The organism is Slackia sp. CM382 (genome assembly GCF_000293015.1).
GTDB lineage: Bacteria > Actinomycetota > Coriobacteriia > Coriobacteriales > Eggerthellaceae > Slackia > Slackia exigua.
This window is the reverse complement of the sequence record NZ_ALNO01000007.1, coordinates 236,937-254,135: the sequence shown is the minus strand read 5'-3', so window position 1 is coordinate 254,135 and position 17,199 is coordinate 236,937. Positions and strand designations below refer to the sequence as shown.

Genomic DNA, 17,199 nt, shown 5'->3' with positions numbered 1-17,199 from the left:
GCGCTTGAAGACGCACGGTCGAAACGGGCGCGACCCGCCCGCCCCGATTACGGGGAATCGTCACCGGCCGCGCACGCGCAGCATCGGCCCTCGAAATCGCGAAACGCGCTCTGTCCCGGCAGGAACCAGGCCTTTTCCTCACGCGCGAATCGTTCGCATACGAATCGGGCGCCGCGCACCGCAAGGTGCCGATTCGGCGGAACTCCTCGAAAGGAGGCGAGAGCCCTTCCTCGCGCATCGAAGAATGCGACGTCTATCGAGGCGCGCATGCCGAACGTGTGGATGCTTCCGCACGGCACGAGCACGACCATCGCATTCCACGACTGATCGCGCGCGATCAGTCCGCGCAGGCGCGCGGTCCAGCGGAAAAGAACGACCGCATCCCCGATCACACGACCACCCCCTTTCTGTACGGGCTTACGACCAGGCTGCATTCGTGCGTGAGCATCGGCATCTCGATCCCGAAGATGCTTGTGGGAACATGAAGCCCCACCAAGGAAGGATCGAACGAGAACGTGGCCGTATACCGCATGTGGCCGAGCCCCGTGCGCGACCGATCGACCGAGATGCACGATCGATCGATGCCCGTCGCAGCCGCTATGCGATCCGCGATTTCAGCCGATGCCGCGGCGTCGTTCCCGTCGTCTGCCTCAAGCCGCATAGCGTTCCTCGCTGCACCGTCGAACGATGCGCAGAACCCCATGTAGGCGACGCTAAGGCAGGCGATTGCCGCGATCATCGCGATAACGGGAAACGCGACGGCGAACTCGACGGTCATCTGACCCGCTATGCGCTTCTCCGATCTCATGGCGCCGCCTCCTTCACACGCATGATCGCTTCGGCCAAGGGACCGTCGACCCGGTCGAGCACATGCCTCGTATTGATGACCACCGGTTTCGGAGCCCCCGTGCTCGCAGGCTCGAGGCCGATATCCCGAATGCGCCTCGTCAGCTCATCGGAGGCCCAGGTTCCAAGTCCGCTCGGTCCGATGAGGGGAATGCCGTTCAAGATCGATTCGATTCCGGATGCGAGCGCGTCCACGCCTCCCCCGTACGCATCGATCATCACGCCCCAGATTCCCAAAGCCACGTCTCCTCCCGCCACGAGCTCGGAGTCGACTTCCTCGCGCGCTCCGTCGAGCAAGGACGCCATGACGTTCTCGGACGGATCTTCCACGCATGTGCTCGCCGAGATGGCCGTAAACGAGCCCAGATCGCCGGGCGCGGTGACGAACGCCGCCGGCGCTTCGGCGCTCGCATCGGCCGATACGGCGACGACGACGCCGAACCTGCCGGGAGGAAACGCCTCGATTCGATACGAAACGGCGTCGGCAAGAGCCTGGCCCAGCGCGTCGAACGTATTCGTGACGAGATCCTTCGCCTCGTTCGTCTTCTCGACTGCGGCCTTCTTGGACGACTCGTATTCCTCTGCGGCATCCGCGACGATGCGATAGTGGTATTCGAAGCCATTATCGATCGAGGACGAAGCCGCCATGACCCTTCCCATGTACGACGCGTTCACGCCGCAATGCGGACATACCTCGAGCGTTCCCGCATCGATATGAGAGAGGGATCCCATGCCCGCCGAACCGGATTCCGCAAGAGACGGGCATCCCGACCAGGCGCAGAGGTATCGATGGGCACCGCCGCTCACCGGGAAGAGCGGGTCGGTGTACAGCGACGTGCGCTTCAACTCGTCGGCGTTCTTCGGCAGCAGCGGAAAATAGAGGTCGGGCTCCGACACGCCGTCGTCGTACGCCCTCCCGCGGGCGAGCTCGTCTATCGCGAAATCGTAGAACCTCTTGCGCAGCGCGCTGCGCACCTCTTCCTCCATGCTGGCCGAAGCAGGACGTTCCTGGTCGTAGCGGCATCGGTAATATGCGCGCGCACGTTCGAGGGCGACGGAGAACGTCCAGGTCGCACTCGATTCATACAAAGGATTGTCGATCGGCGGGATAGTCGACAGGGTTTCGGCCCTCTCGCGCATGCATGCGCCTGGGTACGCCCCGCAATCCGCCTCGAACCCGCGCTCGAGCGCCTCGTTCGCGCGCGTCGACGCTTCGTCCGCCTCTTTGGCCAGCCGCTCGGCTTCCTCGGCGTTCGATTCGGCCGTATCGGAGGCGTCTTTGAGAGAAGCAGGGTCGGGCACGTCTATGGCCTCGCCTTTCCAGGGCACGACCTCCACGTATCCCAACAGATGCAGATCGTCCGAAGCGTTTTCCAGAATGACCGCCTCGGCGGATGCGACGGCGAGGGCGGGCAGCGCGGCCTGGGCCGCGTTCAGGGATTCCGAGAAGCGTTTCGCAACCGCGGAACGCTTCTCTATGACCTTCGCTCCCGCTTCCACGAGCCGTTCTCCCAGAGGAGCGGCCGCAGGAACGCAGCAGCAGACGGTGCCGACTCCCAGCAGGACGATTCCCGTCAGGGACATGCTCAGCAACGTGGCATCTGCCACCTTGACGGCTCTATCGAACTCGGCGACCTCGTTCTCCGCCGCCAACGCCGCGGCGTCGGCGATCGACTGGATGGAAGATGTGCGCGATTGCGCCTCGTACGCCCAAGCCGACATGCACACGAGCGAGCACGTGAGAAGAACGGCCAGCGCCGCGCCGACCGTCGTGTAGCCATCCTCCCTGAAAAACAGGCCCATCGCCCCTTTTACGCGGTATCCTGCGCGCCGCTGCTTCGACCGGTGCTTCACACCTTCTCCTCCCAACGCGATACCCAGACCGACGGCGCAAGCCCCGACTCGACCTCGGCCAGCCATTCGTCTTTCGTCAATGAATCCTCGACGCTCACTTCGCAGCATCCGTCCGCATCCGCGAACCCGGCCGCACCGGCCGCGAAGCCCAGCAAGGGCAGGAGCTTCACGCGGTGCGCGATGCTCACATGCACGACGGAGGACGTCTCGTCCCCTTCGACCGCGATGTCCCACGGGCCTGCATGAAACGCCGGGACATCCGGCACTCCGGACAGCCGGTACGCTATGAAATCCTTCGCCCACGCCTCGTGGCCAGGTTCGAGGGTTTCGAGAACCCTGCACCCATCGGCTGCCGATGCCTGCATGGCGAGGCGTCCGAACAGGATGAACGAAGGTTGAAGGACAAGGAGGGCCGCAATGCAGAGCACCGGTATGAGAAGCGCCGCTTCGACGGTCGCCTGACCGAAGGCTCCGCCAACAAGACATCGAAAACGCAGGTCAGAGCATCGCAGCATAGACAAGACCTCCTGGAATCCTGCTCATGAGGGATTCGACGATCCCTTGGGACAAACCCTCCCCTGAAGAGAATCTCCAGAAGACCCCGAGCGCAATGAAGATCGCCGTCGCGACGGAAAGGGCCACGGCGTATTCGACGGTGGATTGGCCCGCATCTCCGACACGTGCACGCCTGAAAAAGCCCATCGGATTGCGCGGCAGGCCCGTCGCGAGCCGCCGGCGCGCATCCGCACCGCACCGCTTCATAGCCCGTTTATGCCGCTCGCGATTGCATCCCAAAGTTCCTGGATCTTGGGCTTGAACACCGTGATCGCAAGGATGGCGATCACCACCAGGACGCCCACGAGGATCGCGTATTCCGTCGTGCCCTGCCCTTTCCTGCACGCAAGCTTCACCTTCGCCGACGCGTGGAGGCTCTGGACGATGCGGATCGCACGCGTGCGCGCACGAGCGGGCGACGGCGCCGAAACGCAGGATGCTCCATCGCGCGAGGCGGCAGGAGAGAGATGAGGGAGCTGGTTCTCATGCATGGGAAGATCCTTTCCTGAGAGATTCGTGATGATGCATGACGCATACGTCATGTCAGGTCGAGAAGCACGGGGCCGAGAATCACGATGAGCATCGCGGGAAGTATGAGCGTCGCCGTCGGGATGAGCATTTCGATCGGCGCCTTTGCGACGCGCTCTTCGATCTTCGTGCGGTACGCGCCCGACGATTCCCGGGAGAGCGCGTCGAGCATGCGCCCCATGGGGCTTCCGAACCGGGCGTTTCTTTCCACATTCGCGGCGAAGCGCTCCAATGTGGGACTTCGGGCTTTCGACGCTATGGAGGCAAGCGCCTCGGCGCGGGTCAGCACGCCGGTCGACCATGCCCTGTGCGCATCCCGGCACACCCCTGCAAGCTCGTCGTCGAACCTCGTGCAATACAAGGCGAAGGCCGCATCGAAGGAAAGTCCTGCCCTCATGCCAAGGGAAACGGCATCGAACAGCTCCGATGCATGCCGCTCGATCCTGAGATCGGGCTTTCCGCCCGACGTGGGGACGAATGGCCGGAAGCGAAAGAGCGATCCTTCTTCGGCAGGACGCTCGGGAAGCGACGACGCGTGCAGCACGGAACGCTTGAGCTCTTTTCGCGCGCGAGAGCGCATCGCCTCCGTCGAGACGACGACCCCTCCTGCAGCGGCGAAGAGCACGGCTGCCATCGGAAGCACGTTCATGGGATTCCTCCTATCCTATATCGACGTCAAGCACGCGCGACACGATCGCGATGCCGGCGATCTCCATAGCCGCAGCGCACACGAGCAGGGCGATGCCTGCGCCGCTTTCGAAAAACGGGTCCATGAAGCCGGGGTCTATGCCCGACAGAACGACGAGCAGGGCGATCGGCATGATGCTGACGACTTGGGCGGACAGCTTCGCCTGCGCGGTCTGCACCCTGAGCGAACGCCTGAGTTCGATTCCCCTCTCCACGCTTTCCTGCGCGCTCTGCACGATTCGCGACGCATCGCCGCCGCATGCATGCTGCACGTCAAGCGCCATGGCGACGAACGACAGCTCGGGAAGGCTCGACGCCCGTCGAAACCTTTCGAGCGCTTCATCGACCGACCTGCCCAGCTCCATGTCGTGAGAAACCATGGAGAACGCGTCGCGCAAAGGAGGCTTGGTTTCACGGGCGACCTCTGCGAACGCCTGGGGGACCGTAAGGCCTGCATGGAAGCAGGCTTCCATGCATCGCAGGGCATCGGGAACGAGCTCGCGCATGCGCTGCAGCTCGGCATCCCTTCGACGAGACGCAGCCGCGAAGGTGCACGCGACGGCCAGGGCGCAGAGGCAAACTGTGAAGATCACGGACCTCGCGGCGATCAAAGACACGGTTCCGAGCATGCACAGGAGCAGAAGGAATGCCTCGCAGACCCCTTCGACCGATGCGCCTCCGCATGATCGGGACACGATGTCCGCGACCCCTTCGAAGCGCCGTCTCGCGCGCGGGAAGGACAGGACCGCCCTTCGCGCCCACGAAAACGCCGGAACGCCGTTTCGCGTCACGTATCCGACGATACGAAGCGCCCTGCCCGTGCCGCCGACGCCCGATCGATCTTCACCGCGAAAGGAATCCGCCTGCGCCCGTGCGCGCACGAGCACCCCTGAACCCCAGGCGAACGTGCGGGACGCAACGATTCCGCAGGCTATGCCCGCCGCAAGGCAGGCTCCGCCCAAGAGCACCTGCGCATCCACGCCTCCACCTCCCCTCCCAGGTTCTCATCCACGTGCGCGGCCTCGTCAAGCCATCGCGGCACGGCCCTCCATGCGCCCGGAGCATCCGGCGAGACCCTTTCGTATGCGCGCACGACGCGACAGCCTGCTCCATCGTCCGCAGAAAGGACGTCCGCGATCGAAGACACGAACCTGCGACCGTCTCTCCAACGCGCCACCTGCACGACCACGTCCAGCGCAGACGCGATGATGCCCTCTATGACGTCGACCGGAAGATCGGATCCGAAACGGACCATGGCCGCAAGACGCATCGTCATATCCTCAGGCGAATTCGCATGCAGGGTGGTCAGCGACCCATCGTGTCCGGTGTTCATCGCCTGAAGCATGTCGAGCGCTTCGTATCCGCGGCACTCCCCCACGACGATGCGGTCGGGCCGCATGCGCAGCGCATTTCTCACCAGGTCGCGAATGGTGACGGCGCCCGACCCCTCCGAGCTCGCCGGCCGCGCTTCCAGGCGCACGACGTGAGGATGCTCCAGGAATCGCAGCTCGGCAGAATCCTCGATGGTCACGATCCTCTCGTCCTGAGGAATGAGGCATGAAAGGGCGTTGAGCATCGCGGTCTTCCCGCTTCCCGTCCCGCCGCAGACCGCGATGTTCTTGCGCAGGGCGACGGCCCATTCCAGCATCGTCTGCTCCTCGCGGCCGAACGAACCCGAACCTCGCATCTCATCGAGCGTCATGACGCGCGCGGTGAACTTGCGGATGGTCATGCACGGACCGTCGACCGCTATCGGCGGAATGACCACGTTCACGCGATGGCCGTTCGGAAGACGGGCGTCTACCATGGGAGACGACTCGTCCACACGACGGCCGAGCGGCGACAGAATCCTATCGATCAATGCTCTGACCTGCTTCTCGTCAAGATGCTGGGCAGCACAGGGCTCAAGAACGCCCCGTCGCTCCACGAACACCTTTCTCCCTGCATTCACCATCACCTCGGTTATATCCCCGTCGTCCATAAGAGGCTGGATCGCACCGAGGCCGAAAACGGTGTCGAGCAGCGCCTGGACGAGGCTTTCGTTCAGCGCCGTCGACCTGCCGTTCCAATCGGGACGCGCGAAGACGCGCCTGCACGCCTCCCTGATCTCGTTTCGCGCCTGCATGGGATTGTCGGACACCATGCGCGCGAGCTCGTCGGCATCGAGCAATCGAGACACGGCGGATCGAAGCAAGGCGAAGTCGACGGCGACGCCCTCGGCCGCCGAATCGGACGCGCATGAACGCGCCTCCTCGACCCGTTGCGCCAGGCTCATGCGCACGCCTCCTTCTTGCGAAGGAACCCGAACGGGCTCCACCGTTTCGCCTTTCCTTCCTGGGCGCCGCGAGGCTCGATGCCGGGAAGCAACGGATCGACGGCCTCGGCGAGCGCGTCGCACAGGGCGTTGCGTTCCTTCGTGAGCTCGATGAGGCATCCCGAGCTGAACAGTTCCTCGACCTCCCGGCCCGCACGGGGAAGGACGCCGACGTGCGCACCGTGCAGCGCGCACGATGCATCCATAGTCGTGATCAGGCCGGACTCCTCGTATCGATTGACGAGGAAGGAGAACGAGCTCGTGGCGGCGCCGAGCCTTCCGCACAGCTCGACCGCCCGAACCGTCGACTTCAACGACGTCGAACGCTGGTCGAGGACGAAAACGACCGCATCCGTGCAATCCAGGATCGCTGCATGCACGTCCGTCCAGAACGAGCCGGTATTGATGACGACGACGTCGAACCGAGCCTTCAGTTTTCGAACGAGCGCAGGAAGGGAGATGGCCGCCGCCTCGGCATCCTCGATCGAGGCAGGAGGCCCCACGACGGCCGGTGCGCCCTCGACCGAAGACGTGACCAGGTCAGGACGTCTCAGAGCCTCGTCCGCGGAAAGAGGGCCCTTCACGCCGAATGCGCACGCTATATCGCCGAACTGCAGATCGGCATCTACGATCGCCGCGCTCAAGCCGAGGTGGACGGCCCGGATGGCGCACAGGGCCGCGACGGTGCTCTTGCCCGAACCTCCGCTCGCCGACAGAATGCCTATAGCCTTGCCGCGAGCCTCGGCGGAATCAGGCGCATGCGAAAGCATGCGCGGCACCGAGGCTTCGAGCGAAGGCATCGTACGCTCCTCAAGCGCGTCGCACGGATCGTCCTCGGCAAGCTCCCCCACCGTCCACACGCCTTCGCGCATCGGTTTTTCTGCGGCGACGAACCCTCGCATCATCGCCTTCCATGTGGCGAATTCCCGTTTGAACGCGCCCTCGTCGAGCACGCCGTCTATACCCGCCTGCGATGCACGGCTCGAAAGCGATCCGTCGGGAGAGAAGGAGACCAAAGACACGTTTCGATCGGGATCGTCCCGTTTGAGCGCAGCCGCAAGATTCACGGCATCCATGTCGTCGCATGACACGATCCATACGCCGACCGAATCGGGAAGCGATTCCGCCGCGCTTCGGCATTCTTCGGCGCCATGCACGCACAAGACCCATTCGAGCGCATCGAGACGCTCGCCTTCGAGCCCCATCATCTCTGGATGCGCGAGAACTTCCTCCTCGGCGCACAGAAGCCTGAGCCGCTTCATTTCCCCTCCTTGCCATCGGCGCGCGAGGTCTCGCCATCGGTCGATGCCGCCCCTGCGCTTCCTTCCGTACCTGCCGTCCCGGCCGACATGCCGGGCGAGCCTTCTTCCCGTTTCGCATCGGCATCGGCCGATCCGCCGTCTTCGCCCTGCGCACCGCCCTCTTTGGATCCGCGAACGCCGGAAGCCGGCAGGGTGAAGTACAGCTCGGTCCTTTGGGCGGCGGCAACGAATTCCTCGACGCGATCGGGCGCCACCGCGAGAGTCACCCAGGAAAGAGGCGAGGACGCCGCAGACGAGGCGGACGCCTGGCCCGATGCGCTCGTCGAAAGCACGAGCACGGACTGGGCGAGCAGATCGGTCGACGAACCCGACGAGGCATACACGTCGACGAGCGCCCCGGGGGCCACCGAACCGCCGACGCTTGCGAGGGTGTCGGCCGGAACGCTCACCGCGCACATGCCGTCGGGAACCTGCAGAGGCTTCTCCTCGGTCTCGTCGAAGCGCTGGGCGCACACGACCTCCCCTTCGAATATGGGCGTCGTGACGGAACGCCCCGCCACGTCGCCCGCGTCTATGACGGCTTGATCGGGAAGAAGGGCGGAAAGCCAGAGCTGCGACGTCGAATTCGCATCGCTCAGCCTCTCGCCGACCGCGATATCGCGCGTCGCGACGCGGACTTCCACCTGCTCGCCTCCGAACCTTTCGAGCATCTCCGCGCGCTCGTCGGCTACCGCGCTTTCGAGCTGGTTGCCATATGCCGCCATGCATGCGGCGCATATGACCCCGCATGCCGCGCCGAACGCCAGGGATCTTCGTTTCCTCATCGCTTCCTCCTCGCCTGTTGCGTGGAAGAGACAGTAGCGCGACGACCTTGCGCCGCCCTATCCGAAGCCTTGCTGAAAGCACGAGGGGATACGCCGCGCGATGCGATCCCTTCTTGCGGAGAAGGCCGTCGGATCCGATGCGCTTCTCATCACGTTCCGAGAAAAGCCATGACACGAACGTCGGGATATGTGAAAATGGATTGTCTTATGGGCGATTGGCGCAGCGGGAGCGCAGGTGCTTTACACGCACAAGGTCGGGGGTTCGAACCCCTCATCGCCCACCATGCATGCACAACGGCCTCGGACGATTCCGAGGCCGTTCTTCGTTTCATGCTGGGCCTGTGGCTATGGCCCTTATGCTTCGGATGCACGCCGGACGCCTTCGATGCATCGCATACGCTCTGAACGGAACGTCCGATGCGTTCGGATCGCCGATGGGATCTGGGCGCGCATTCTCACCTATAGCCCGAGATGGAATGTTCAATGCATGCGACCATGCCGAAGAAATCGAACGCATCCGCACACAAGAAGAGGACCTTGCTTCCCCTCCTATGAGCAAGGTCCTCAAACTTACCGAAGCTCGCGCCTCTGTAACGAGGATTATTCTACAACGTTTCTACACATCAGGCAAGGCTTCGCCCCGAGCGAAATCGCGAACGCATCCGTCACAGCGCGCGGCGCGCTTCGATCGCCCGCCCCAACGTGACCTCATCGGCGAATTCGAGGTCCCCTCCGACCGGAAGGCCGCTCGCGAGGCGCGAGACCTCGATACCCAACGGCTTGATGAGACGCGCAAGGTACGTCGCCGTCGTCTCGCCTTCGACATCGGGGTTCGTGGCGATAAGAACCTCCGTCACATCTTCGGCGGCAAGGCGCGCCATGAGCTCCGCGACCTTGAGATCGTCGGGACCGATGCCGTCCATGGGAGACAGGGCCCCGCCGAGCACATGGTACAGACCCTTGTACACCGCCGTGCGTTCGATGGCCGTGATGTCCCGAGGCTCGCTCACCACGCAGATCGTATGCGCATCGCGATTCGCAGACCCGCAGATATCGCAGACATCGCCTTGCGCGTAGTTGAAGCAGCGCGGGCAGAAATGCACGGAGCTCTTCACATCGAGCACGGCCTGCGCGAGACGTTCGGCCGTCGCTCTATCGGAATTCAGGATCCAATACGCGATGCGCTGGGCGCTCTTAGGACCGACGCCCGGCATGCGCTCGAGCTCGTCGAGCAACGTCTGTATGGCAGGAGCGGCCTCCACTGGTCGGCCGCCTTCCTACATAAGGCCGGGAATATGCATCCCGCCTGCGACCATGCTCATACGGGCCTCGCCTTTGGCGGTGACGGCGCGCAACGCTTCGTTGCATGCCGCGAGGACCATGTCCTGCAGCATGTCGACATCTTCGGGATCGACGGCGGCCGGATCGATGACGAGCTCGCGGATCGACATGTCGCCGCCCGCGACGGCCCTGACCATGCCGCCGCCCGCGGTCGCTTCGGCGGTCATGTCCTTGATCTCGTCCTGAACGGCTGCGATTTGGGCCTGCATCTTCTGGGCCTGACGCATCATCTGCTTCATATCGGGCATGGGAATGCTCCTTCGTCTCGATCCAAGGCTGCGACGCCGACAGGCGCCGCAGCGGATTATCTCATATCGTCCGTCGTCCGACGGCAATCGCGCCACGACGCGCGGCGGCAGCCACGCCGTCGCGACGGACCTACGAGCTTTCCTGCACGTCGTCGAGGGAAACGCCGAGCGCACTGAAGATGCTCGCGGCATCCATCCCCGCATCCTGCGCAGGCTCAGACGCCGGCGCGGGCGGTCGAGGGCGACTCTTGGTCCGAGGCTCCGCATCGGACGGTCGAGAGCGGCCTCCGGCTTGCTGCCCCGAAACGCCGGGCGCCGCCGGGTCGGAATCGGCCGAAGCAGAGGCGGACGCGGACGATGCCGGCGCCTTCCTCGCAGGCATCGCAGACGGATGCGGCGCACGATTCGCCGAAGGCTCCGGGACGGATGCCTTTTCCTGTGCAGGGCCCGACATTCCGGCGGCATCTTCGGGCATCGGCCATCCGGCGAGAGGAGGCATCTCCTCGCTGCGCGCGGGAACCATGGAATCGAATCCGAGACGCCTGCCTGCCTCGGCGGGATCGACGGGCTTCGCACCGTCGACGGTCAGGACGGCGTGCGCGGCAGCCTCGTCGGCGTAGGATTCCGCGTCGGCATCCGAATACGGGACGGCATCTCCGTCGGGCGGCGCAGCCGCTTCCGCGACGGCCGGCCGAAGCGCAGAGGACGGAATCGGCATCGGACGCGTCGTCGCACGGTCGAACGCGGGCGCGACGGATGCGTCCATATCCCCGCGCGCACGGGCCGCTTCCATAGCGGCGCGCGCGCGTTCGGCGGCGCTCATGCCCGCACGTCCCGAAGAACGCGACTGATCAGACACCGAAGCGGACGAAGCCGAATCGCCGCCCTTCGTGCGCGACGAGCCTTGGGGACGGCCGCCTCCCTGCGTGAATTCGAAGGGCACCTCTCCTCCGAACGCATGCGCGAGCGCGGCGGAGACCATCTCGGACACTTCGGGCTTCTGCACGGCCGAGAACGCGAAGGAATTCTCGCGCGAGAATTCGACGGCCAAGCCCGACGCGCCCTGAACGGGCGACACGCTTGCGGACAGGAGCAACGCGCCATATGCCGTCCTCAGGTTTTTGACCTCGGCGACGGCCGCCTGCCATCCTCTCTGCAGGGCGGCGGGATTCGAAAGCTTCGCGCGGACGGCTTCGGAAGGCTCCGCGGACGAGAAGGCCAGCTTCGGCTCAGACGCCGACGGAGAATCCGCCGCAGGCGCCGGCGAGGAATCGAGCCCCGATTGCACGGCGGGAATGCGTTCTGCAGGCGCAGCCGCAGCCGCGCCGGAAGATGCGCCGGATCCCGGCGCATCGGACGTAGCCGATGCCGGGGCGCCGGTATCGACGACGGGTGCGGACGACGGAGCCCCTCCCCCCTTGATCGCGCGCGCCGCCGCGATCACCGAAGGTGAAAGGCCGGATGCGGAAGGTGCGTCCGCAACTGCGGACGCAGCCATCGGCGCGTCGGCGACCGGCGTCGAGTCGAGCGTCGAAGCCGCAACACGAACGGCAGGCGCATCCACGGGACGGGCGCCCTGCGCGCACGCGCGCTCGAGCTCTTCGACGCGCGCCGCCAGCGATGCGAGCGTCAGATCGCTTTCAGGGCGCGCCATGCGCGTCAGCGCGATTTCGAACGACAGGCGCGGATTGGCCGATGAGCGCAGCTCGGCGCACACATCGCCCAGAATCGAAAGGACATGCGCGAGCCGATCGGGACCGAACAGCCCCGCCTGAGCCGCAAGCTGCTCGTTCGTCGCCGACGACCGAGGCTCCAGCGCCCCGTCGGTCAGGATGAACGCATACAGATCCCGCACGTACGATGCCAGATCGCGCGCGAACTGCGCGAGATCGGCACCGGTTTCGACATATTCCGCCACCCATGTGAAGCACGCGGCCGCATCGCGTCGAGCGATGCGCGCGACGATGTCCGTCATGTCGTTCGAGTCGAGCGCCCCCAGAACGTCGAGGGCGACCTGCATCGTGACGCGGCCCTCGCCGAACGCGATGAGCTGCTCGAGCGTCGTCAGCGCGTCGCGCATCCCGCCTTGGGCGCGCTTGGCCGCGAGCTCGAGCGCCTCCGCCTCGAACTCCACGCCTTCGGAGGCGCAGACGGCGCCGAGACGAGCGATGATCTCCTCGTTCGCGAGGCGGTGGAAGTCGAAGCGCTGGCAGCGCGAATGGATGGTCGCCGGAACCTTGTGCGGATCGGTCGTGCAGAGGATGAAGACCACATGGCTCGGAGGTTCCTCGAGCGTCTTCAGCAGCGCATTGAAGGCGGCCGTGGACAGCATGTGGACCTCGTCGATGATATAGATCTTGTAGCGTCCGCGGACCGGGGCGAACTGAACGCGGCCGATGATTTCCTCGCGGACGTTCTCGACGCCCGTGCGGCTGGCCGCGTCCATCTCGTTGACGTCGGGGTGCGTGCCCTCGGCGATGGCGAGGCACTGCTCGCATTCGCCGTCGGGCGCGGGCGTCGGACCTTTCTCGCACAGGAGCGCCTTCGCCAGCAGGCGCGCCATCGTGGTCTTTCCCGTGCCGCGCGGGCCGCAGAAGAGATAGGCGTGGCTCACGCGATCGGATTCGAGCGCGTTCTTGATCGTGCGTTCGATATGGATCTGGCCAACGACGTCGTCGAACGTCTGCGGGCGATACTTCCTATAGAGCGCCTCTGTCATAGAAACCTGCCTTCGCCATGAACCTCCGGAACGTCATCTTCGCACGTCCCGCATCTGAAAACACCGTCGGCTAGCGCTTCTTCCGAGATGCGAGCGCAGACCGCGCCGCGCCGACGACCGCCGGCGCGGCCGACACCGCCACAATACCCAAAAGGATGGCCTCGAAATGGGCCTGGACGAGCGGAATCCCGCCGAAGAAATATCCTGCCAGCACGAACAGACTGACCCATGATACGCCGCCTATGGCGTTGAAAAGCGTGAACGTCGCGAATCCCATGTGCCCCATGCCCGCCACGAACGGCGCGAACGTGCGGAAGAAGGGCATGAACCGCGTGATCACGATCGTGAGCCCGCCGTATGTCGCGAAGAACCCGTCCAGTTTGGCGACACGCTCGGGCGTCAGGGCCTTGACCCGGCCGGAATCGACGATGCGCGATCCGAAGAACCGTGCGATCCAGTAGTTGGACGTGTTGCCGAGAATGGCCGCCGTCCAGAAGACGACGAGCGTCGCGACGATATTGAGCCCGCCGCCGCCGGCGCTGAAGACGCCTGCGGCGAACAGAAGGGAATCGCCGGGAAGGAACGGAAAGAAGACGAGCCCCGTTTCGACGAACACGACGAGGAAGAGCGGAGCGTAGACGAGCGCCGGACCCAATGACACGATCCATCCCGCGATGGCCGTGCGAGGATCGCTCAGCAGATTGATGAAGAATCGGATGATGCCCACGTTCGCCTGCCTGTGTCGGATGGCCTCGGATGCCACCGCACCGCGGGCGAGGCCGAGAAACGCAGTGCCTTGGACAGGCAAGGGCGCTCGTCAGAGGTTCCTTATGGCTGCTTCCTCCCGGACCTGACCAGGTTCGAAACATATCGCCGCCCATGCCCGTCCAAGGCACTGCATGAACTCGGTTCAGTATACCCGATACGGCCGAGCGCGATGCGCTCTGCCACCAAACGGCCATAGCCGAAAGGGCGCTCGAGCCGCATCGGCCCGAACGCCCTCCGTTTCCCGATTTCAGACGCCATGCGCGCCCGGGCGGCTATTCCTCTTCGGCGAGACGGTTGATCAGCGCGCAGAGGGACTGGGCGCTGTTGAAGTTCGCGGGAACGATGTCCTTCGCGGGAACCGAAAGGTCGAACTCGTCGTCGATCGCGGAGATGATCGCAAGGATATCGAACGAGTCGATCTCGCGATTGTCCACGAGCGCGGTGGCGTTGCGGTAGTCGACGCCCTCCTTGACGTCTTCGAGCATTTCGATGACCGCATCAAGCGTGATTTCTTCCATGGATGCTTCTTTCCTTCGCTACTGCTGGATCCAATTGAGGGTGCTCGTCTCGATGAAATCGCGCACGAGCGCCACGCTCCCGTCATCATAGCGCACGACGATGCGCGGCATGGTGCGACTCAGGAAAAGATGGATTCCCTCCGTGACGGAATAGGCTCCCACGTTGAAGAACGCGAGCACATCGCCCGGACGGAAGTCCTCGAGCTCGACCGCGCGCGTCAGAATGTCGTTGATCGTGCAGAGGCTGCCGCACAGGCACCATTCCGCGACGTTGCCGGCATCGACCGTGCGATCGAGGTGCGAAAGGTTCGCGATCTGCGGAACGTGCATGCCCATCATCTGGCCGAAATAGGTCAGATGATTCATGCCGCCATCGAGGATGCAGTAATTGGTGCCCTTGTTGGACTTCATGTCCATCGCGCGCGTGACGTACGCGCCGCAGGGAGCCGCGAAGAAGCGGCCCATCTCGATCGTGAGCTCCGCCTTGGTCGCCACGCGCTTCAGCACGTCGGCCATCTCTTTGAGCGGCGCGAGGTCGTCGGAGAAATCGTCGTCCATGAAATACGGGACAGCCAAGCCGGGACCGTATTCGAGCCGCTCGACGACGAAATCGTGCTCGGATGCGAGCTCGTCGATGAACGCTTCGATCTTTTCAAGCTCCTTGATCTGGTGCGTGAGCTTCTTGCGCTGCGTGCCCACGAAATAATGGATGCCGACCACACGGATGCCGGGCCAGGCGCCCAGGTCGTCCACGACGGACACGAGGTCTTCCTTGGACATGCCGAACTGGCTGCCCGCATTGAGACGCAGCAGCACGTCGACGACCAGGCCCTTTTCGAGCGCAACCTGATTGATGTAGCGCACATGCAGGAGCGATTCGGCGGTCAATACGCCGCAGCCGTAGTCGATGGCGTCCCCGATGTCTTCCGGCAGCTTGTTCACGCCGGAATAAACGATCTTCGCCGGATCGATGGCGGCGCGCTTGCAGATGTCGAGTTCGCCGGGGCTGCAGACCTCGAGGCGGTCGGCGGCATGGGCGGCCGGGCGCACGAAGAAGGGGTTAGCCTTCATCGCGTAGCATAGGCCGACGGTCTCGCCGACGATATCCCTGCATGCCGCGATGCGGCGCTCGAGGGCGCCTGCATCGAACACGAATGCGGGCGTGCCGTAATCGGCGACGACGGCTGAAAGCTCTTCGTTCGTCATCATTATCTGACGCCTCCCATCTCCGCCAGGACCTTGCGGTCGATCTTGCCGTTCTTGGTCATGGGCATGCTTTCGACCTCGAAGACCTTGCTCGGAACCATGTACTGCGGAAGCCTGGACTTCAGCTCCTCGAGCAGCGCGTCCTTGTCGATGCCGCCCGTGTAGAAGAGCAGGATGCGCTTCTTCTTCGCATTATAGATGCAGCAGGCGCGTTCGACGTCGTCGACCGCCTGGGCGCCCGCTTCGATCTCGCCGAGTTCGATGCGCTGGCCGAGATGCTTGATCTGATGGTCCTTGCGCCCGACGTAGACAAGGTTGCCCGCCTCGTCCCACATGCCGATGTCCCCCGTGCGGTACATCATCTCGAGCGTGCGCGCGTTCAGGGGATTCTGCATGAATGCCTCGGTCGTGCGCGCCGGGTCGTTATAGTACCCGAGCGCAAGGGCGGTTCCGCTCACGCACACTTCGCCGTGCTCCCCCGCGCCGACGACTTCGGCATCGTCCTCGTCGAGCAGGAAGACCTTCTCGTTGGGAAACGCGCGACCTGCAGGAATGACCTCGTCGCGCGCGAACTCGCGGTCGATGACGTAGTAGGTGCAGTTGCAGGTGATCTCCGTCGGGCCGTACACGTTGACGTACGTGGCGTGCGGCAGATGCGCGCGCCAGACGTTGAGCTGCTTGACCGGCATGACCTCGCCGCTGAAGATGACCTTGTTCACCGTCTCGGGAACCTTGTAGTCGAAGCCGCCCATGATCGAGACGAAGCACATGGCGCTTACCGCCCAGGTGCAGGTCGTGATCTTACGTTCCACCAGGTAATCCATCAGCTTCGCCGGCTGGCTGAAGTAATCGCGCGGGATCATGTGGACCGTCGCGCCCGTCAGAAGGCCGCTGTAGATGTCCTTGACGGACACGTCGAAATCGAACGGAGCCTGATTGCCGATCTCGTCGTGCGCAGTGAAGCCGAAAAGGCTCGTGAAGTGCGTGATGAAATCGATGACGGAACGGTGGCACACGGCGACGCCCTTGGGAGTGCCGGTCGAACCGCTCGTGAAGTTGATGTAGAGCGGATCGACGTCGAGCGCCGACGCGCGGAGAGCGGCGATGGCATCGGCGTCGGCCGCGGTGCCGAGGATGCCTTCCAGCTCGACCACATCGAGCGACGTGCCTTCGAATGCCTCGCGCGCGGCATCGGCATAGGCGGCGTCGGTCAGGACGATGCCCGGCTCGAGCGTTCCGACGATGCCGAGCAGACGTTCGCGAGGCTGGCGGACGTCGAGCACGGAATACGGGCAGCGCGCGTACGTGGCGCCCAGCATGCCGCAGATGGCCGTGGTGCTCTTCTCGAGGAACAGCGCGACCGGCGTGCATGGCGCCTGCCGCGCGGCGAGGTAGGTTCCCACGCCCTGCGCACGCGCCACGAGCTCGGCGAAGCCCACCGTCGAATCGGGATCGGCGAATGCCGTCTTGTCAGGGGAGACGGCGGCCGTGGACTCCAGCCACTCAAGTACGTTTCTCATGCCTTCTCC

18 protein-coding genes, 1 tRNA gene and 1 other RNA gene are annotated in these 17,199 nt (G+C 64.4%); 1 reads left to right on the top strand and 19 read right to left on the bottom strand.

Features of this window, described 5'->3' with window-relative positions; genetic code table 11:
• Positions 1-47: 47 nt before the first annotated feature.
• Genes HMPREF1155_RS03830 through cpaB form a run of 11 tightly spaced genes read right to left on the bottom strand, consistent with a single transcriptional unit; the run spans position 48 to position 8,870 of the window.
• Complete coding sequence (locus tag HMPREF1155_RS03830; RefSeq protein ID WP_039993291.1) at positions 48-392, bottom strand: hypothetical protein; 345 nt, start codon at positions 390-392, stop codon at positions 48-50.
• A complete protein-coding gene (locus HMPREF1155_RS03825) occupies positions 389-808 on the bottom strand; it encodes a hypothetical protein (RefSeq protein ID WP_006362156.1) in 420 nt (139 codons plus the stop codon). The genes HMPREF1155_RS03830 and HMPREF1155_RS03825 overlap by 4 nt, the downstream gene beginning before the upstream one ends.
• On the bottom strand, positions 805-2,700 hold the full coding sequence (locus HMPREF1155_RS03820) for a hypothetical protein (RefSeq protein ID WP_009077227.1): 1,896 nt from the start codon (positions 2,698-2,700) through the stop codon (positions 805-807). The genes HMPREF1155_RS03825 and HMPREF1155_RS03820 overlap by 4 nt, the downstream gene beginning before the upstream one ends.
• On the bottom strand, positions 2,697-3,215 hold the full coding sequence (locus tag HMPREF1155_RS03815; protein WP_009077493.1) for a TadE family protein: 519 nt from the start codon (positions 3,213-3,215) through the stop codon (positions 2,697-2,699). The genes HMPREF1155_RS03820 and HMPREF1155_RS03815 overlap by 4 nt, the downstream gene beginning before the upstream one ends.
• Positions 3,199-3,462 carry a hypothetical protein gene (locus HMPREF1155_RS03810; protein WP_006362159.1) on the bottom strand — a complete coding sequence of 88 codons (264 nt, stop codon included), beginning with the start codon at positions 3,460-3,462 and terminating at the stop codon, positions 3,199-3,201. The genes HMPREF1155_RS03815 and HMPREF1155_RS03810 overlap by 17 nt, the downstream gene beginning before the upstream one ends.
• Entirely contained in the window at positions 3,459-3,746 is a 288-nt protein-coding gene (locus HMPREF1155_RS08860; RefSeq protein WP_238319091.1) for a class III signal peptide-containing protein, read from the bottom strand. The genes HMPREF1155_RS03810 and HMPREF1155_RS08860 overlap by 4 nt, the downstream gene beginning before the upstream one ends.
• A gap of 47 nt (positions 3,747-3,793) precedes the next feature.
• Entirely contained in the window at positions 3,794-4,432 is a 639-nt protein-coding gene (locus HMPREF1155_RS03800) for a type II secretion system F family protein (RefSeq protein WP_009077326.1), read from the bottom strand.
• 10 nt (positions 4,433-4,442) lie between these two features.
• Complete coding sequence (locus HMPREF1155_RS03795; protein WP_009077364.1) at positions 4,443-5,450, bottom strand: type II secretion system F family protein; 1,008 nt, start codon at positions 5,448-5,450, stop codon at positions 4,443-4,445.
• Positions 5,402-6,745, bottom strand: a complete 1,344-nt coding sequence (locus HMPREF1155_RS03790; protein WP_039993287.1) for a CpaF family protein — start codon at positions 6,743-6,745, stop codon at positions 5,402-5,404. The genes HMPREF1155_RS03795 and HMPREF1155_RS03790 overlap by 49 nt, the downstream gene beginning before the upstream one ends.
• Positions 6,742-8,046 (bottom strand): cobyric acid synthase CobQ, encoded by a 1,305-nt coding sequence (locus HMPREF1155_RS03785; protein ID WP_009077347.1) that lies wholly within the window; start codon positions 8,044-8,046, stop codon positions 6,742-6,744. The genes HMPREF1155_RS03790 and HMPREF1155_RS03785 overlap by 4 nt, the downstream gene beginning before the upstream one ends.
• On the bottom strand, positions 8,043-8,870 hold the full coding sequence (cpaB, locus tag HMPREF1155_RS03780) for a Flp pilus assembly protein CpaB (RefSeq protein ID WP_009077104.1): 828 nt from the start codon (positions 8,868-8,870) through the stop codon (positions 8,043-8,045). Before cpaB ends, HMPREF1155_RS03785 begins: the two co-directional genes overlap by 4 nt.
• A 209-nt stretch (positions 8,871-9,079) precedes the next feature.
• On the opposite strand from cpaB, the gene HMPREF1155_RS03775 reads away from it, so the two are divergent.
• Positions 9,080-9,154: transfer RNA gene (locus HMPREF1155_RS03775), tRNA-Val, on the top strand.
• 381 nt (positions 9,155-9,535) lie between these two features.
• On the opposite strand, the gene recR is transcribed toward HMPREF1155_RS03775, so the two are convergent.
• The 8 genes from recR to HMPREF1155_RS03740 form a co-directional block, all read right to left on the bottom strand.
• The gene (recR, locus tag HMPREF1155_RS03770; RefSeq protein ID WP_009077332.1) at positions 9,536-10,132 is read right to left on the bottom strand and encodes a recombination mediator RecR; all 597 of its coding nucleotides are present in this window, start codon (positions 10,130-10,132) and stop codon (positions 9,536-9,538) included.
• 15 nt (positions 10,133-10,147) lie between these two features.
• On the bottom strand, positions 10,148-10,459 hold the full coding sequence (locus HMPREF1155_RS03765; RefSeq protein WP_006362171.1) for a YbaB/EbfC family nucleoid-associated protein: 312 nt from the start codon (positions 10,457-10,459) through the stop codon (positions 10,148-10,150).
• Positions 10,460-10,589: 130 nt separating this feature from the next.
• Positions 10,590-13,178 (bottom strand): DNA polymerase III subunit gamma/tau, encoded by a 2,589-nt coding sequence (gene dnaX, locus HMPREF1155_RS03760; protein ID WP_009077387.1) that lies wholly within the window; start codon positions 13,176-13,178, stop codon positions 10,590-10,592.
• Positions 13,179-13,248: 70 nt separating this feature from the next.
• Positions 13,249-13,986 carry a VTT domain-containing protein gene (locus HMPREF1155_RS03755; RefSeq protein ID WP_238319089.1) on the bottom strand — a complete coding sequence of 246 codons (738 nt, stop codon included), beginning with the start codon at positions 13,984-13,986 and terminating at the stop codon, positions 13,249-13,251.
• An RNA gene (gene ffs / locus HMPREF1155_RS08785) (signal recognition particle sRNA small type) lies at positions 13,974-14,067 on the bottom strand. Before ffs ends, HMPREF1155_RS03755 begins: the two co-directional genes overlap by 13 nt.
• Positions 14,068-14,218: 151 nt before the next feature.
• Positions 14,219-14,464 (bottom strand): hypothetical protein, encoded by a 246-nt coding sequence (locus tag HMPREF1155_RS03750; RefSeq protein ID WP_006362174.1) that lies wholly within the window; start codon positions 14,462-14,464, stop codon positions 14,219-14,221.
• 18 nt (positions 14,465-14,482) lie between these two features.
• Positions 14,483-15,673: an alanine racemase gene (locus HMPREF1155_RS03745; protein ID WP_006362175.1), complete on the bottom strand. Its 1,191-nt coding sequence runs from the start codon at positions 15,671-15,673 to the stop codon at positions 14,483-14,485.
• Positions 15,673-17,190, bottom strand: a complete 1,518-nt coding sequence (locus HMPREF1155_RS03740) for an amino acid adenylation domain-containing protein (RefSeq protein WP_009077235.1) — start codon at positions 17,188-17,190, stop codon at positions 15,673-15,675. The genes HMPREF1155_RS03745 and HMPREF1155_RS03740 overlap by 1 nt, the downstream gene beginning before the upstream one ends.
• Positions 17,191-17,199 lie beyond the last annotated feature (9 nt).

What these genes read in the sequence shown, in the direction of transcription:
- HMPREF1155_RS03800 (WP_009077326.1), bottom strand. Translation starts at nt 4,432, where the DNA reads ATGAACGTGCTTCCGATGGCAGCCGTGCTCTTCGCCGCTGCAGGAGGG.
- HMPREF1155_RS03790 (WP_039993287.1), bottom strand. Translation starts at nt 6,745, where the DNA reads ATGAGCCTGGCGCAACGGGTCGAGGAGGCGCGTTCATGCGCGTCCGAT.
- cpaB (WP_009077104.1), bottom strand. Translation starts at nt 8,870, where the DNA reads ATGAGGAAACGAAGATCCCTGGCGTTCGGCGCGGCATGCGGGGTCATA.
- HMPREF1155_RS03740 (WP_009077235.1), bottom strand. Translation starts at nt 17,190, where the DNA reads ATGAGAAACGTACTTGAGTGGCTGGAGTCCACGGCCGCCGTCTCCCCT.
- HMPREF1155_RS03785 (WP_009077347.1), bottom strand. Translation starts at nt 8,046, where the DNA reads ATGAAGCGGCTCAGGCTTCTGTGCGCCGAGGAGGAAGTTCTCGCGCAT.
- HMPREF1155_RS03745 (WP_006362175.1), bottom strand. Translation starts at nt 15,673, where the DNA reads ATGATGACGAACGAAGAGCTTTCAGCCGTCGTCGCCGATTACGGCACG.
- HMPREF1155_RS03750 (WP_006362174.1), bottom strand. Translation starts at nt 14,464, where the DNA reads ATGGAAGAAATCACGCTTGATGCGGTCATCGAAATGCTCGAAGACGTC.
- HMPREF1155_RS03810 (WP_006362159.1), bottom strand. Translation starts at nt 3,462, where the DNA reads ATGAAGCGGTGCGGTGCGGATGCGCGCCGGCGGCTCGCGACGGGCCTG.
- HMPREF1155_RS03765 (WP_006362171.1), bottom strand. Translation starts at nt 10,459, where the DNA reads ATGCCCGATATGAAGCAGATGATGCGTCAGGCCCAGAAGATGCAGGCC.
- HMPREF1155_RS03825 (WP_006362156.1), bottom strand. Translation starts at nt 808, where the DNA reads ATGAGATCGGAGAAGCGCATAGCGGGTCAGATGACCGTCGAGTTCGCC.
- dnaX (WP_009077387.1), bottom strand. Translation starts at nt 13,178, where the DNA reads ATGACAGAGGCGCTCTATAGGAAGTATCGCCCGCAGACGTTCGACGAC.
- HMPREF1155_RS03815 (WP_009077493.1), bottom strand. Translation starts at nt 3,215, where the DNA reads ATGCTGCGATGCTCTGACCTGCGTTTTCGATGTCTTGTTGGCGGAGCC.
- HMPREF1155_RS08860 (WP_238319091.1), bottom strand. Translation starts at nt 3,746, where the DNA reads ATGCATGAGAACCAGCTCCCTCATCTCTCTCCTGCCGCCTCGCGCGAT.